Consider the following 14,976-nt stretch of genomic DNA (forward strand, 5'->3'; position numbering starts at 1 on the left):
ACGGATGAAAATTGCCTTAATCGCACATGACAAAAAGAAAAATGACATGGTTTCGTTTGCATACGCATATAAACCAATTTTTGAACAACATGAATTATTTGCAACAGGAACGACAGGGCTTCGTATTATGGAAGCGACCGGTTTAGTTGTAACAAGATATCAATCTGGTCCTCTTGGTGGCGATCAAGAAATTGGTGCAATGATTGCGAAAAATGATTTAGACATGGTAATTTTCTTCCGCGATCCATTAACAGCACAGCCGCATGAACCGGATGTGAATGCATTGCTTCGTTTATGTGATGTATATGCAATTCCACTTGCAACGAATATGGCGAGTGCTGAAATGTTAATGCACGCATTAGAACGAGGAGATTTAGATTACCGCAAGTTAAGAAAATGAGGGGAACAATTATGAGTGGATTACATATATTAGCGTTTGGTGCTCATGCCGATGATGTTGAAATCGGCATGGCTGGTACCATTGCTAAATATACGAAGCAAGGGTATGAAGTAGGTATTTGTGATTTAACAGAAGCTGATCTTTCTTCTAATGGAACGATAGAGTTAAGAAAAGAAGAAGCAAAGGCGGCAGCTCGTATAATGGGAGTAAAAACGAGACTAAATTTAGCGATGCCAGACCGTGGTTTGTATATGAAAGAAGAGTATATACGTGAAATTGTAAAGGTAATTCGTACATATAAACCAAAACTAGTTTTTGCACCGTATTATGAAGATCGTCATCCAGATCATGCAAATTGTGCAAAACTTGTGGAAGAAGCTATTTTTTCAGCGGGAATTCGCAAATATATGCCAGAGGTTCCACCACATCGTGTGGAGTCTTTTTATCATTATATGATTAATGGTTTTCATAAACCGAATTTTTGTATAGATATTAGTGAATACGTATCGCAAAAAGTGGAAGCACTAGAAGCGTATGAAAGTCAGTTTTCAACAGGGAGTGATGGTGTGAAAACGCCGTTAACAGAAGGTTACGTTGAAACTGTAGTCGCTCGTGAGAAAATGTTTGGAAAAGAAGTTGGAGTCTTATATGCCGAAGGGTTTATGAGTAAGAAACCGGTTTTATTACATGCTGATTTAATAGGGGGATGTAAATGAAATTAAAAATAGGTATTACATGTTATCCTTCTGTAGGTGGTTCTGGAGTTGTTGGAACAGAATTAGGAAAGCAATTAGCGGAACGCGGGCATGAAATTCATTTTATTACATCGGGTTTACCATTCCGGTTAAATAAAGTGTATCCAAACATTTACTTTCATGAAGTGACAGTAAATCAATACTCTGTATTTCAATATCCACCGTACGATTTAGCGTTAGCGAGTAAAATGGCAGAGGTTGCACAAAGAGAAAACCTAGACATTTTACATGTGCATTACGCAATACCACATGCCATTTGTGCTTATTTAGCAAAACAAATGATTGGCGAGCGTATTAAAATTGTTACAACCTTGCATGGAACAGATATTACTGTGTTAGGTTCCGACCCTTCGTTAAATAATTTAATTCGTTTTGGTATTGAGCAATCCGATGTTGTGACGGCTGTCTCGCATTCATTAATTAACGAAACGCATGAGCTTGTAAAACCAAATAAAGACATTCAAACGGTATATAACTTTATAGACGAACGTGTATATTTCAAGCGTGATATGACTCAATTAAAGAAAGAATACGGTATAAGTGAAAGTGAAAAGATACTCATTCATATTTCAAATTTCCGTAAAGTGAAACGTGTGCAAGATGTTGTGCAGGCTTTTGCTAAAATTGTTACAGAAGTAGATGCGAAGTTGCTTCTTGTTGGAGATGGACCGGAATTTTGCACGATTTTACAGTTGGTGAAAAATTTACATATTGAAGATCGCGTCTTATTTTTAGGGAAGCAAGATAATGTTGCAGAGTTACTTGCGATGAGTGATTTAATGTTACTTCTATCAGAGAAAGAGAGTTTTGGTCTTGTTTTATTAGAAGCGATGGCGTGTGGTGTACCTTGTATCGGAACAAGGGTTGGAGGTATTCCAGAAGTCATTCAACATGGTGATACAGGATATTTATGTGAAGTTGGCGATACAACAGGAGTGGCCAATCAAGCTATTCAGCTATTAAAGGATGAAGAACTTCACCGTATTATGGGAGAGCGAGCAAGAGAAAGTGTTTACGAGCAGTTCCGCTCTGAAAAAATCGTCTCACAATATGAAACGATTTACTATGATGTACTAAGGGATGACAAAAATGAAAAGATTTAAAAAAGCTAGTTCTATTATTGAGACTTTAAAGCAACAAGGGCATGAGGCCTACTTTGTCGGCGGAAGCGTACGCGATCTTATTATCGATAGGCCGATTGGAGATATTGATATTGCGACATCTGCTTTACCAGAAGAAGTGATGGCTATATTTCCAAGACATGTTCCTGTTGGTCTTGAGCATGGAACTGTAATTGTAGTAGAAAATGGTGAACCTTATGAGGTAACCACGTTTCGAACAGAGAGCGAATATGAAGATTTTCGAAGACCTAGTAGTGTTCAATTTGTTCGTTCATTAGAAGAGGATTTAAAACGTCGTGATTTCACAATGAATGCAATTGCTATGACAGAAGAAGGCGAAATGGTTGATTTATTTGCTGGGCAGGAAGCGATTCAAAAGAGAGAAATTGTGACAGTGGGAAATGCTGCGGATCGTTTTCAAGAAGATGCCCTGCGAATGATGCGTGGTATTCGGTTCGTAAGTACGTTAGGTTTTTCTTTAGAGACGAAAACGAAACAAGCAATTGAAACATATGGACATTTGCTGGAACATATAGCAATTGAGAGAATTACAGTGGAGTTTGAAAAACTGTTAACTGGCACATATTGTGTGAAGGCTCTCAAAGAATTAGTAGAAACGAAACTATTTTCTCATCTACCATATTTACAGATGTCAGAAGAGAGATTGTTAAAAGCTACGCAGTATAACTGGGATTCTTTTGAAACAGACATTGAGGCATGGGCCTTTTTCTTATATTGTATCGGGGAAGAACATCCAGCTGTCTTTTTACGTCAATGGAAGTTTTCAAATAAAAAAATAAAAGATATCGTCGCAGTTTTATTAACAGTCCGTAAGAGAAAGGAGAAGGATTGGGATACAGTTCTTCTTTATAAAACGGGAATTCATATAGCTGAAATGGCAGAAAGAGTATATGAAGCGATGATTGAAAGCTATGATCATACATCTGTGAAACGAGTACAAACGTTGTTTCAAGCATTGCCAATCAAGAATCGACAAGAGATGAATGTGACTGGGAATGATTTGTTAAACTGGGCAAGTAAAAAGCCAGGTCCGTGGGTTGCTGAAATGATTCAAAAAATTGAAGAAGCAATCGTACAAGGAAATGTAGTGAATGAGAAAGAGTGTATAAGGGAGTGGCTGCAAGAATGCAATCTACTATAAGAAAGCAGTTATTGCAAGTTTTTTCGGAAGCGGATGGCGAGTTTGTATCTGGTCAAACAATTAGTGATAAACTTGGTTGCTCAAGAACTGCTGTGTGGAAACATATGGAGGACCTTCGGAATGAGGGGTATGAACTTGAAGCTGTGCGTCGATTAGGCTATCGAATTGCAAGTAAGCCAGACAAAGTGACTGCGAATGAAATTCAGTTAGGATTACAAACGAAACATATTGGTAGAACAGTGTATTTTGAAGAGTCTGTTGAATCGACGCAGTATATTGCAGCAAAACTTGCTTATGAAGGTGCAGAAGAAGGAACGATTGTTGTGGCAGAAGAACAAACAGCGGGTAGAGGTCGTTTAAGCAGAAAATGGCATTCACCAAAAGGAACAGGAATTTGGATGAGTATTATTTTACGTCCATCAATCCCGGTTCATCATGCACCACAACTTACTTTGTTAGCCGCTGTTAGCGTTGCGCAAGCAATTGAAAAGTGCACAGGTGTAAACGTAGGAATAAAATGGCCGAATGATATTTTAATTCAGGGGAAAAAAGCTGTAGGTATATTAACAGAAATGCAAGCTGATCCTGATAAAATTAATGCTGTCATTATGGGTATTGGTATTAATGCGAATCAAAAGCAAGAACATTTTGATGAGGAAATTCAGCATATTGCTACTTCTTTAGCGATTGAATCTGGTAAGCCAATTGTTCGTGCGGAGCTTATGCAACAAATCTTTTTACAACTAGAAAAATTATATGAAGAGTATTTACAAAATGGTTTCTCTGTCATTAAAATTCTTTGGGAAAGTTACGCTGTGAGCATCGGGAAAGAAATTAACGCTCGAACGATGAGAGAGACAATTACAGGGATAGCAAAAGGAATTACAGAGGATGGTGTATTGCTTCTAGAAGATCATGAAGGAAAAGTACATCACATTCATTCTGCGGATATCGAAATTAAGTAAAAGAAGTTCCTCTTTTGGAACTTCTTTTTTATTTCAATATTTTTGAAATGAGTTTGCGGTGCGATAATGAATTTTTTAGTATTTACTTGTCATTTGACGATTACTTTTCCCTCCATTCCTTTAAGTAGGTGATACCGGCATATTAATTCATATGTACCAGTATTTTTAGGTTTCACGGTAATATTTTTTTCTTGTCCTGATTCGACTACGACGTCAATGCCGAGTTTTTTTACTGTAAAGGTGTGCTCACTCTTGCCTTTATTTTTCAATAGCAATGTTGTTGATTCTTCAATTGGAATCGTGATGACGTTCGGTTTAAAGTAATCATCGTTTAGCTCGACTTCAATCACTTTGGCAGACTCAACAGGTTGTGTTACGACGTTAATTGATGCAAATACATTGAGGGAATTTAAAGTTGTTACTCCCACAAGCATCACAAGAAAACCGATGAATCGAAATAACCATGTGCTTATAGACATTAGCAATTCTCCTTTTGTAAGTATGTTTCCTCAATTAACCTGCATCATTATTTTAAGAGTTATACTATGCATGTAAACAAATCTGTTTATCTTTCTATGCATACGTTATTTAAAAATTTCACATACCGTAATAAGGATAAAAATTATTTTTTCAAAAAAATGTAGTAATTCCTTTTTAGAGTTTGCTATAATTAGTTCGAATGTGGGCAGTATCAGAGCGAACTGCACCATGATTCGATGCAATACGAAAAATAATAACTTGGATTCTGCCTTGATCCAATAACGGACTGGGACAGAGGGATGAATAATGCCGACTAACACACAACCCTTCTGCCCTTTTATGGCCAGAGGGGTTTTTTATATGATTTCGGCCATCTCCTCTCTCCTATATAAAGGAGGAGTAGTTTTTGAAAACAAAAACAGATTTTTTGAAAATGAAAGAGCAAGGTGAGCCGATTACAATGCTAACGGCGTATGATTATCCATCTGCTAAGTTAGCAGAAGAAGCGGAAGTTGATATGATTCTAGTTGGAGATTCCCTTGGGATGGTTGTGCTCGGCTATGATTCAACAGTACCTGTAACAGTAGAGGATATGATTCATCATACGAAAGCTGTACGCCGGGGAGCGAAACAGACGTTTATTGTAACTGATATGCCATTTATGTCGTATCATGTGTCGCCTCAAGATACGATGGTGAATGCACGCCGCATCGTTCAAGAGAGTGGTGCTCATGCACTGAAGGTAGAAGGTGCAGGAGAAGTGATATCAACTATTCATTACTTGACGAGTGCGGGAATTCCTGTCGTGGCACACTTAGGCTTAACTCCTCAATCTGTAGGAGTGTTAGGTGGCTATAAAGTACAAGGAAAAGATGCTGAAAGTGCAAAAAAATTAATAGAAGATGCGAAGAGATGTGAGGAAGCTGGTGCGATAGCACTTGTATTAGAATGTGTGCCAATGCAGCTAGCAGAATTCATTTCGAAGCAACTAACAATTCCAACGATTGGAATTGGAGCAGGACAAAAAGTGGATGGGCAAGTACTCGTTTATCATGATCTTATCTCATATGGCGTAAATCGTGTTCCGAAATTTGTGAAGCAATATACGTCTGTTCAAGAGGAGATTGTGCGAGGGATTTCACAATACGTAACTGAAGTAAAGACAGGTCAATTTCCGGAAGAAAAACATTCATTCACAATGAAAGAGGAAGAATGTTTAGCGTTATACGGAGGAAAACAATAATGAAAATCATAACTACAGTGCAAGAGATGCAGCAAATTACAAACGAACTACGTGCAAGTGGAAAAAGTATTGGTTTTGTCCCAACGATGGGTTATTTACATGAAGGTCATGCGACTTTATTACGTAAGGCAAGAGAAGAAAATGAAATTGTAGTTTTAAGCGTATTTGTTAATCCGCTACAGTTTGGACCAAATGAAGATTTAGATCGATACCCTCGTGATATTGATAGAGATGAAAATGTAGCAAAAGAAGACGGTGTAGATTATTTATTTTATCCGAGTGTAGAAGAAATGTATCCAGCAGAACAAACGACAACAGTAGAAGTTGTGAAGCGTACCGATGTGTTATGCGGAAAACAAAGACCTGGTCATTTCGCTGGTGTTGCGACTGTACTAATGAAACTATTTAATATTACATTGCCAACACGTGCTTATTTCGGTATGAAAGATGCACAGCAAGTTGCTGTCATTGAAGGATTTGTCGCTGATTTTAATATTCCGGTTACAATCGTACCGGTGGATATTGTAAGGGAAGAAGATGGATTAGCGAAAAGTTCTCGTAACGTGTATTTATCACAAGAAGAGCGTGAAGAGGCTCCTCATTTATACCGCAGTCTATGTATAGCGAAAGAAAGAATTGAGGCAGGAGAACGTAATGCAGAAATCATTACAGCTCTTGTGAAAGAGTATATTGAGACGTATACGAAAGGCACTGTAGATTATGCTGATTTATATACGTATCCTTCACTACAAGTAGTGGATAAAATTGAAGGACGAATCATTTTAGCAATTGCAGTTAAATTTGACAATGTACGATTAATTGACAATATAACATTAATGGTTAAATAAGGGGGAGCATCTATGTTTCGCACAATGATGAGAGCGAAGTTACATCGCGCAACAGTAACAGAAGCAAATTTAAATTATGTAGGTAGTATTACAATTGATGAAGATTTAATGGATGCAGTAAATATTGTAGAAAACGAAAAAGTCCAAATTGTAAATAATAATAATGGTGCTCGCTTAGAGACATATGTTATTAAAGGAGAACGTGGTAGCGGTGTTGTTTGTTTGAATGGTGCAGCTGCAAGGCTTGTACAACCAGGAGATAAAGTTATTATTATTTGCTACGGTCTAGTGGCAGAAGAAAATATTCATAAACAAGAGCCGAAAATTGCAGTATTAGACGATAATAATCAAATTATTGAAATGTTAGGTGCTGAAAAAGCAGGAACGATACTATAAGTAAGAAGGCTATCTCTATTACGGAGATAGCTTTTTTGTGCATCTTTTCATTAAGATGAGATAAAACGTGGTATAGTAACATTATATAATTTTCTGTTTGATAGGTAAGAAATTGAGGTGTTACATATATGAGTAAGCGTTATGTCGTTGTGGATTTAGAGACGACAGGGAACTCCTGGAAGGATGGGAAAGATAAAATTACCCAAATTGCAGCTGTTGTAGTGGAAGATGGAGAGATATTAGAGATTTTTTCATCTTTTATTAATCCGAAGAGAGAGATTCCGCCATTTATTACAGAGTTAACAGGGATTGATGAGAGTATGGTTAAGCAAGCCCCGTTATTTCAAGATGTAGCCCCGATGGTTGTTGAGCTATTACAAGGTGCAGCTTTCGTTGCACATAATGTTCATTTTGATTGGAATTTTTTAACGGAAGAATTAAGGCAGGCTGGATATACAGAAATACATTGTCCAAAAGTTGATACAGTTGAGTTGGCGCAAATTCTTTTGCCAACGGCTGATAGTTATAAATTACGTGATTTAGCTAAACAACACGAATTAGAGCATGATCAACCGCATCGTGCGGATAGTGATGCTCTTGCAACAGCGGAATTATTTTTACAATTTTTAAATGAAATTGAGAAGTTACCCCTTGTCACCTTGCAATCGCTTTATGAATTGAGTGATGTGTTTCAAAGTGATATAGCGGATGTGCTTTCTGAAAATATTTTAAAGAAAATGATGCATGGTAAAAAAGGCGCAGAGGGATATGAAGTGTATCGAAATATTGCACTTCGAAAACGGAATTATTCTTTAAACTTAAGTGAAACATGTGCATTTAAATTTGATGCTTTCTTGCATAAGACAATTGATAAACTTGAGTCGAATATGCCAAAGTTTGAAAAAAGAGAAAGCCAACAGAGTATGATGAAGGAAATATATACAGCGCTAAGAGATTCTAGGTTTTCACTAATTGAAGCAGGAACAGGAACAGGGAAGACTCTTGCATATTTGCTTCCAAGTATTTATTTTGCAAAGAAAAAAGAAGAACCTGTCATCATAAGTACCCAAACTGTACAACTGCAACAACAAATACTAGAAAAAGAAATTCCATTATTACAGAAAATAATGCCATTTTCATTTGAAGTAGCTCTGCTAAAAGGAAGAAAGCATTATCTTTGTCTACATAAATTTGAATATGCTTTGCAAGAGGAAGAGAAAAATTATGATATGGCGCTCACAAAGGCAAAAATTTTAGTGTGGTTATTGCAAACGGAAACGGGCGATCGTGATGAATTAAATATTCCTGAGGGCGGAAAGTTACTTTGGAACCGGATTTGTAGTGATGTACATAGTCCGGGTGGGATGCAAAGTAACTGGTATAGTCGTTGTTTTTATCAACGAGCAAAGAATAAAGCATTATTTGCAGATATCGTTATTACAAATCATGCGTTATTATTTCAAGATTTTTCAAGTGAAGAACCACTGTTTGCCTCATGTGAACATATTATTTTTGATGAGGCTCATCATATTGAGGAGGCAGCGAGTAGAACATTAGGTGAACAGTTCTCCTGTATGTATTTCCAGCTAGTTTTATCTCGTCTTGGTACGCTAGAAACAGATGATGTACTTTCTAAAGTATATAAAATGATGAAAAAATCAGAGCAAGCCTCCCGTTCTACTTTCCGCATGGTAAGTCATAGTTTGAAGGAATTGAAATTTGATGCGGATGAGCTATTCCAAATGTTACGTGCATTCATCTTTAAACAAACAAAGCAGGAACAAGGGATCAGCAATATGCCACTCATTTATCGATATAACACGGAAGTAGAGAAAGGTAAGTTATGGGATAGTATTACCGAGTTAACAAATCGCTTTGTATATGATGTAAGAAAATTACTCTCTACACTTGAGAAGCAAGTTGATATATTGCAAAGTAAATTAGAATGGGAAATGCATGTTGTCACAGGTGAATTTATGCATTTAATTGAGTTGTTGAGAAAGATGGCGCAATCTTTACAAGTACTCATTTTAGAAAAAAATTCATATGTGACATGGATGGAAACTGAAACGAAGGGAACCATTCATTCAACTGTTTTATATGGACAACCTGTTCGTATTGGTGAAAGATTTGCTGATGAATTTTTAACAGAGAAAAAGAGTGTTATTTTCACATCAGCAACGCTAACAGTAAACGATTCATTTGACTATATAAAAGAAGAGCTAGGCTTACATGATTTTGCTCCAAATACATTACAGGTCCCATCACCATTCCATTTTGAAGAACAGATGAAATTAATGGTTTCAACGGATGTGCCTTTTATTAAGCAAGCAAGTAATGAAGAATATATTGAATCTGTGTCGGCTCATATTGCAAAAATAGCGAAAACTACAGAAGGTAGAATGCTTGTTTTGTTCACTTCGTATGAAATGTTGAAAGAAGCGTATACGAATTTGAAAAATGATGAGGAATTAGAAGGCTATTTATTATTAACGCAAAGTGTGAATAATAAGAGCAGAAGTCGCCTCATTCGTAAGTTTCAAGAGTTCGATAAATTAATTTTATTAGGAACAAGTAGTTTTTGGGAAGGGATAGATATACCTGGAGATGCCCTTAGTTGTCTTGTTATTGTCCGCCTTCCCTTTACGCCTCCTCATCAACCGATGATGGAAGCAAAAGGAGAGTGGTTAAAAAATCAAGGAGAGGACGTATTCGCTAAGTTAGCACTCCCGCAAGCAATACTGCGTTTCAAACAAGGATTTGGTCGTCTTATTAGAACAAGTACAGATACCGGGACGGTGTTTGTATTAGATCGTCGTTTGACAAGCGCTTCCTATGGAAAACGTTTTTTACAATCAATTCCAACTGTTCCGCTTTATGAAGGCCCTCTAGAAGAATTGTTAGAACAATTAAAGGAACGGCCAATTGAATAAAATTGGAAGAAAAAATACGCCTGAAGTGCATGTAAACTTCAGGCGTAAAAAATGTGGGTAGGAGGAATTTTATTTTTCTTACTTCTTGTATACAAAATGTATTGGTTTTCGACTTGAAACCTTTTTTTGCTGTACATGTCCTGCTATAATAGATGGGTGATGAAGCAGGGGTTGTAAAGAATGTACTCTTATTGTAACCGCATTGCGTTCTTCTATAATTAGAAATTTTTGTGTAACGGAGGAGTTTTTTCATGGATAAGAAAATCGAAGTCCTATCAACGACGCGTATTAAATATTCGTCTGACTTGTATAAAATCGTTGATAGTTTGAATCGTACGTTAAAAGAGCAGGACCTCATGTTCGGATTAGCATTAGACGAAAAAGATAAAGAAACAGCTGTATTTACGATTTACAGAACGTAGTGATACAATGAAAAAGTGGATCTTTGCAATCGTTATCGTAATCGTTGCTAGCGGAATATATGGGGCGTATGTTTATAATAAAGCAATGGAAAAGAAAATCCCTAAAGAGGCAAAATCTGTAGAAATTGCAAAAGAAAAAGCAAAGCTTGTAAAAGTAAAATCTGTGGATTATTATAACGGAAATTCTTCATATACAGTCGTACAAGGTGTAGACGAAAAAGGAGAACAAATTATTGTTTGGGTGCCTAATAAAAAAGGGAATGTCCTTGTGAAGAAAAAGAGTGAAGGTATTCCTGAAAAAGAAGCTTTGCAAAAGTTGGCTGAACAAGCTACAGGAAAAGGCGATGAGCCGAAGCCAAAGCCAAAAGAAATTATAAAAGTAAAATTAGGTGCTCAAAATGATATTCCGTTGTGGGAAATTACATATATTGATCAGGAAGATCGTTATACGTATTATTATTTAGAGTTTCAAAATGGGGCTTATGCTGGTCATTACAGCATTGAAAAATAGATGTAGGGGGAACTACAAATGAAATTAGCAAAGCGAGTAGCTGCTTTAACACCATCTGCAACTTTAGAAATTACAGCAAAGGCACAAGCATTAAAAGCAGAAGGTCATGATGTAATTGGATTAGGGGCAGGAGAACCTGACTTTAATACGCCAGAACATATTATGGATGCTGCACATAAAGCGATGTTAGAAGGACATACGAAGTATACACCAACAGGTGGATTACAAGCGTTAAAACAAGAAATTGTGAAGAAGTTTACTCGCGATCAAGGAATTGCGTATGATCCGTCTGAAATTATTGTATGTAACGGTGCAAAGCATGCATTATATACATTATTCCAAGTGTTACTTGATGAAGGAGATGAAGTTATCATCCCTACGCCATACTGGGTAAGTTATCCGGAACAAGTAAAACTTGCTGGTGGTAAGCCAGTTTATGTAGAAGGTCTTGAAGATAATGAATACAAAATTACAGCGAAGCAGCTGCGTGAGGCAATTACAGAGAAAACGAAAGCAGTTATTATTAATTCACCGAGCAATCCAACAGGAATGATTTACAGCAAAGAAGAATTACAACAGCTTGGAGAAGTATGTTTAGAACACGATATTTTAATCGTTTCAGATGAAATTTATGAGAAATTAATTTATGGTGGAGCAGAATATACTTCGGTTGCCCAGCTTTCTAATGCATTAAAAGAACAAACACTTATTATTAATGGTGTATCTAAATCTCATTCTATGACAGGATGGCGTATTGGATATGCAGCAGGAAATAAGCAGCTTATTAAAGCGATGACGAACTTAGCGAGTCATAGTACGTCAAACCCTACTTCAATCGCTCAATACGGCGCAATCGCGGCATATGCAGGCTCACAAGAACCTGTAGAAACAATGCGTCAAGCATTTGAAGAGAGATTAAACATTATTTATGATAAATTAATTCAAATCCCTGGCTTTACTTGCATTAAACCACAAGGTGCATTTTACTTATTCCCTAATGTAAAAGAAGCAGTAGCTTTATCAGGATACGAAACTGTTGATGATTGGGCAAAAGCTCTATTAGAAGAGGAAAAAGTAGCTCTTGTACCAGGTACAGGATTTGGTGCTCCAAATAACGTTCGTTTATCATATGCGACATCTCTTGAACAAGTGGAGAAAGCATTAGAACGTATTCATACGTTTATGAAAAGTAAAGTGCAAGCTTAATTGTATATTTTATTAACGTAATACAAAAAAACCTTCCTACATAATAGGGAGGTTTTTTTGACGAATTGTGGCAAAAAGAAATAGCGAAAGGTGTGTTATACTAGAGAGCGAGGTGTTTGGTGATGAAAAAGAAAATGATGTTACAGTGGTTTGAGCAGGGAAGCATTGCAATTCCAAAATTACTTATGATGCATTATAAAAAATTAGGGTTAAATGAAACGGAATTTATGGTTGTACTTCATGTACATACATTTTTAGAATCGGGCAATTCGTTTCCCACTCCGTCAGAGATTTCAGAACGGATGACGATTACCGAAATGAAATGTATGGAAGTCATTCAGGCATTGATTCAAAAAGGTTTTTTATCACTAGAAGGTGGACAAAAATCAGAAGCGATGATGTGTGAAAGTTATTCTTTACAACCGCTATGGGAAAAAATATTGCATTTCTTAATGAATGAATCAATAGAGGAAGAACAAAAAGAAATAAAGCAACTGCAAGTAAATTTATATACAGTATTTGAAAAAGAATTTGGAAGACCACTCTCTCCATTTGAATGTGAAACGTTGGGAATGTGGGAAGATCAAGATCAACATCATCCGAATTTAATTCAAGCGGCCCTCAGGGAAGCTGTAATGAGTGGTAAGCTTAATTTCCGATATATTGATCGTATTTTATTTGAATGGAAAAAGAATGGTATTAAAACAGTAGATCAAGCCCAAAACCAAGGACGGAAATTTAGAGCAAATCAACAACGAACGCAGCAAACGACAAAACAAGAGACGAAATTTACTGGAAAAGTGCCTTTTTATAATTGGTTGGAGCAGTAATGTAGGAGGAAGTATATGTTAAATAAAACGCAAATTCGCTATTGTTTAGACACAATGGCGGATATGTATCCAGAAGCACATTGTGAATTAATTCATGATAATCCGTTTGAACTAGTAATAGCGGTAGCGTTATCTGCACAATGTACAGATGCACTTGTAAATAAAGTGACGAAAAATTTATTTCAAAAATATAAAACACCAGAAGATTATTTAAGTGTTTCGCTAGAAGAATTACAACAAGATATACGTTCTATTGGTTTGTATAGAAATAAAGCAAAAAACATTCAAAAATTGTGCCAGATGTTACTGGATGATTATAACGGAAAAGTTCCAGAAGACCGTGACGAGTTGACGAACTTGCCAGGAGTAGGGAGAAAAACAGCAAATGTAGTTGTTTCGGTAGCGTTTGGTATTCCGGCAATTGCTGTTGATACGCATGTAGAAAGAGTGAGTAAACGGTTAGCGATTTGTAGATGGAAAGATTCGGTGTTAGAAGTAGAAAAGACATTAATGAAGAAAATTCCGATGGATGAATGGAGCGTCACACATCACCGTATGATTTTCTTTGGACGTTATCACTGTAAAGCGCAGCGACCACAATGTGAGGAGTGCCCTTTACTAGAAGTATGTCGTGAAGGAAAGAAGCGAATGAAGGGGAAATAAAGGATGGAGCGAGTGATAGAAATACCGAAAGAATTTCGATGCTTACCATTTTTTAAAGAAAGTAAAAATTCAATTGTGTATTATACAGAACAGTCTTTTGAAGAAACAATACAAAATACTTATTTTATATATGATATGGAAAGACAATATGAGCCGTGGAATGAAATTGAAAATAGTATTCCAGTATTATTGAATGTATGGAAAAGTAAGCATGAAGACATTGCGACACTTTTTCGAAACAGAAATAAGCAAGAAGCTGAAGGCCCAATGATTCTTTTTGCAGCACATTTGTTATCAATTGTATATTGGCTAAATGAACAACCTGTTTATAGTTTGAACGAAATGGAAGATTACACGAGTATGTTGGAAGTACAACCAGTGAATTTTATAGAGCGCTATTCGTTCATTATAAAGAAACCGAATAATTATCATTCTTATATTCAGTTAGCGCAGTTGTATATTGAAATAGAAAAGTTATATGTAAAGAAAATGATAACAAAAAAGAAGTCCTTTTCTCGTTAAGAGAAAAGGACTTCTTTTTTGTATTAAGACTCTGTTGTAACAACATTTCCGTCTGCGTGTGGTGTATCTTCACCGGTATTGTGTTGTTGTTCTTGTTGTTTCTTAGCTTCTTCTTCAGCTTTTTTTCTAGCTTCCTCTTCAGCTTTCTTTTGAGCCTCTTCTTGCTGTTTACGTTGTTGTTCTTGTTGTTTTTTAGCTTCTTCTTCAGCTTTTTTTCTAGCTTCCTCTTCAGCTTTCTTTTGAGCTTCTTCTTGTTGTTTACGTTGTTGTTCTTGCTGCTGTTGCTCTTGTTGTTTACGCTGCTCTTCCTCAGCTTTTTTCTTAGCATCTTCTTGTTTTAATTTATCTTCATTAGCCTTTTTCTGAGCTTCCTCTTCAGCTTTTTTCTTAGCTTCTTCTTCAGCTTTCTTCTTAGCAGCCTCATCTTCAGCTTTCTTCGCGTCTGGAGTTCCTCCAGGCGCAGTGAAGGATGCTCCAACTGCTGGGCTTGTTCCAGTACCTTTTTTCGCTACTACAGAG

Annotated in this window: 16 protein-coding genes and 1 pseudogene; 15 read left to right on the forward strand and 2 right to left on the reverse strand. The window is 36.5% G+C overall.

Annotated features, from left to right (window positions below; all coding sequences use genetic code 11):
- Positions 1-4 precede the first annotated feature (4 nt).
- Genes mgsA through MR083_RS08685 form a run of 5 tightly spaced genes read left to right on the forward strand, consistent with a single transcriptional unit; the run spans position 5 to position 4,403 of the window.
- Positions 5-400: a methylglyoxal synthase gene (gene mgsA, locus MR083_RS08665; RefSeq protein ID WP_000684765.1), complete on the forward strand. Its 396-nt coding sequence runs from the start codon at positions 5-7 to the stop codon at positions 398-400.
- Positions 401-411: 11 nt separating this feature from the next.
- Positions 412-1,116, forward strand: a complete 705-nt coding sequence (gene bshB1 / locus MR083_RS08670) for a bacillithiol biosynthesis deacetylase BshB1 (RefSeq protein ID WP_000015666.1) — start codon at positions 412-414, stop codon at positions 1,114-1,116.
- Positions 1,113-2,258 (forward strand): N-acetyl-alpha-D-glucosaminyl L-malate synthase BshA, encoded by a 1,146-nt coding sequence (bshA, locus tag MR083_RS08675; RefSeq protein WP_000768300.1) that lies wholly within the window; start codon positions 1,113-1,115, stop codon positions 2,256-2,258. Before bshB1 ends, bshA begins: the two co-directional genes overlap by 4 nt.
- Positions 2,245-3,438: a CCA tRNA nucleotidyltransferase gene (locus MR083_RS08680; protein WP_000819498.1), complete on the forward strand. Its 1,194-nt coding sequence runs from the start codon at positions 2,245-2,247 to the stop codon at positions 3,436-3,438. Before bshA ends, MR083_RS08680 begins: the two co-directional genes overlap by 14 nt.
- On the forward strand, positions 3,423-4,403 hold the full coding sequence (locus MR083_RS08685) for a biotin--[acetyl-CoA-carboxylase] ligase (protein WP_016717023.1): 981 nt from the start codon (positions 3,423-3,425) through the stop codon (positions 4,401-4,403). The genes MR083_RS08680 and MR083_RS08685 overlap by 16 nt, the downstream gene beginning before the upstream one ends.
- An 89-nt stretch (positions 4,404-4,492) precedes the next feature.
- Here MR083_RS08685 and MR083_RS08690 read toward each other — a convergent pair whose 3' ends face one another.
- Positions 4,493-4,882, reverse strand: a complete 390-nt coding sequence (locus MR083_RS08690; protein WP_000028419.1) for a cupredoxin domain-containing protein — start codon at positions 4,880-4,882, stop codon at positions 4,493-4,495.
- Positions 4,883-5,289: 407 nt separating this feature from the next.
- Here MR083_RS08690 and panB point away from each other — a divergent pair, with 407 nt between their 5' ends.
- From panB to MR083_RS08740, 10 genes are all read left to right on the forward strand, one after another.
- Positions 5,290-6,126 (forward strand): 3-methyl-2-oxobutanoate hydroxymethyltransferase, encoded by an 837-nt coding sequence (gene panB, locus MR083_RS08695; RefSeq protein WP_049113576.1) that lies wholly within the window; start codon positions 5,290-5,292, stop codon positions 6,124-6,126.
- Positions 6,126-6,974 carry a pantoate--beta-alanine ligase gene (gene panC / locus MR083_RS08700; RefSeq protein WP_242268962.1) on the forward strand — a complete coding sequence of 283 codons (849 nt, stop codon included), beginning with the start codon at positions 6,126-6,128 and terminating at the stop codon, positions 6,972-6,974. The genes panB and panC overlap by 1 nt, the downstream gene beginning before the upstream one ends.
- A 12-nt stretch (positions 6,975-6,986) precedes the next feature.
- Positions 6,987-7,370 (forward strand): aspartate 1-decarboxylase, encoded by a 384-nt coding sequence (panD, locus tag MR083_RS08705; RefSeq protein WP_000490177.1) that lies wholly within the window; start codon positions 6,987-6,989, stop codon positions 7,368-7,370.
- A gap of 128 nt (positions 7,371-7,498) precedes the next feature.
- The gene (gene dinG, locus MR083_RS08710) at positions 7,499-10,303 is read left to right on the forward strand and encodes an ATP-dependent DNA helicase DinG (protein ID WP_242268965.1); all 2,805 of its coding nucleotides are present in this window, start codon (positions 7,499-7,501) and stop codon (positions 10,301-10,303) included.
- A 251-nt stretch (positions 10,304-10,554) separates the two neighbouring features.
- Complete coding sequence (locus MR083_RS08715; RefSeq protein WP_000358352.1) at positions 10,555-10,725, forward strand: YpmA family protein; 171 nt, start codon at positions 10,555-10,557, stop codon at positions 10,723-10,725.
- A 7-nt stretch (positions 10,726-10,732) separates the two neighbouring features.
- The gene (locus tag MR083_RS08720) at positions 10,733-11,236 is read left to right on the forward strand and encodes a cell wall elongation regulator TseB-like domain-containing protein (protein WP_000758750.1); all 504 of its coding nucleotides are present in this window, start codon (positions 10,733-10,735) and stop codon (positions 11,234-11,236) included.
- A gap of 18 nt (positions 11,237-11,254) precedes the next feature.
- Positions 11,255-12,442 carry an aspartate transaminase AspB gene (gene aspB, locus MR083_RS08725; RefSeq protein ID WP_000761546.1) on the forward strand — a complete coding sequence of 396 codons (1,188 nt, stop codon included), beginning with the start codon at positions 11,255-11,257 and terminating at the stop codon, positions 12,440-12,442.
- Positions 12,443-12,564: 122 nt separating this feature from the next.
- Entirely contained in the window at positions 12,565-13,272 is a 708-nt protein-coding gene (gene dnaD, locus MR083_RS08730; protein ID WP_000728540.1) for a DNA replication protein DnaD, read from the forward strand.
- A 15-nt stretch (positions 13,273-13,287) separates the two neighbouring features.
- Positions 13,288-13,935, forward strand: coding sequence for an endonuclease III (gene nth / locus MR083_RS08735; protein ID WP_087994413.1), 648 nt, complete (start codon positions 13,288-13,290; stop codon positions 13,933-13,935).
- Between the two features lie 3 nt (positions 13,936-13,938).
- Positions 13,939-14,457 carry a YpoC family protein gene (locus tag MR083_RS08740; protein WP_014893171.1) on the forward strand — a complete coding sequence of 173 codons (519 nt, stop codon included), beginning with the start codon at positions 13,939-13,941 and terminating at the stop codon, positions 14,455-14,457.
- A 23-nt stretch (positions 14,458-14,480) separates the two neighbouring features.
- Here MR083_RS08740 and MR083_RS08745 read toward each other — a convergent pair.
- A pseudogene (locus MR083_RS08745) lies at positions 14,481-14,976 on the reverse strand (penicillin-binding protein); the annotation flags it as partial.

It is taken from the genome of Bacillus cereus group sp. BfR-BA-01408 (genome assembly GCF_022663305.1).
GTDB lineage: Bacteria > Bacillota > Bacilli > Bacillales > Bacillaceae_G > Bacillus_A > Bacillus_A pacificus.

What these genes read in the sequence shown, in the direction of transcription:
- bshB1 (WP_000015666.1), top strand. Translation starts at nt 412, where the DNA reads ATGAGTGGATTACATATATTAGCGTTTGGTGCTCATGCCGATGATGTT.
- MR083_RS08740 (WP_014893171.1), top strand. Translation starts at nt 13,939, where the DNA reads ATGGAGCGAGTGATAGAAATACCGAAAGAATTTCGATGCTTACCATTT.
- dinG (WP_242268965.1), top strand. Translation starts at nt 7,499, where the DNA reads ATGAGTAAGCGTTATGTCGTTGTGGATTTAGAGACGACAGGGAACTCC.
- MR083_RS08685 (WP_016717023.1), top strand. Translation starts at nt 3,423, where the DNA reads ATGCAATCTACTATAAGAAAGCAGTTATTGCAAGTTTTTTCGGAAGCG.
- dnaD (WP_000728540.1), top strand. Translation starts at nt 12,565, where the DNA reads ATGAAAAAGAAAATGATGTTACAGTGGTTTGAGCAGGGAAGCATTGCA.
- panC (WP_242268962.1), top strand. Translation starts at nt 6,126, where the DNA reads ATGAAAATCATAACTACAGTGCAAGAGATGCAGCAAATTACAAACGAA.
- MR083_RS08720 (WP_000758750.1), top strand. Translation starts at nt 10,733, where the DNA reads ATGAAAAAGTGGATCTTTGCAATCGTTATCGTAATCGTTGCTAGCGGA.
- nth (WP_087994413.1), top strand. Translation starts at nt 13,288, where the DNA reads ATGTTAAATAAAACGCAAATTCGCTATTGTTTAGACACAATGGCGGAT.
- aspB (WP_000761546.1), top strand. Translation starts at nt 11,255, where the DNA reads ATGAAATTAGCAAAGCGAGTAGCTGCTTTAACACCATCTGCAACTTTA.
- MR083_RS08690 (WP_000028419.1), bottom strand. Translation starts at nt 4,882, where the DNA reads ATGTCTATAAGCACATGGTTATTTCGATTCATCGGTTTTCTTGTGATG.
- bshA (WP_000768300.1), top strand. Translation starts at nt 1,113, where the DNA reads ATGAAATTAAAAATAGGTATTACATGTTATCCTTCTGTAGGTGGTTCT.
- MR083_RS08715 (WP_000358352.1), top strand. Translation starts at nt 10,555, where the DNA reads ATGGATAAGAAAATCGAAGTCCTATCAACGACGCGTATTAAATATTCG.
- mgsA (WP_000684765.1), top strand. Translation starts at nt 5, where the DNA reads ATGAAAATTGCCTTAATCGCACATGACAAAAAGAAAAATGACATGGTT.
- panD (WP_000490177.1), top strand. Translation starts at nt 6,987, where the DNA reads ATGTTTCGCACAATGATGAGAGCGAAGTTACATCGCGCAACAGTAACA.
- MR083_RS08680 (WP_000819498.1), top strand. Translation starts at nt 2,245, where the DNA reads ATGAAAAGATTTAAAAAAGCTAGTTCTATTATTGAGACTTTAAAGCAA.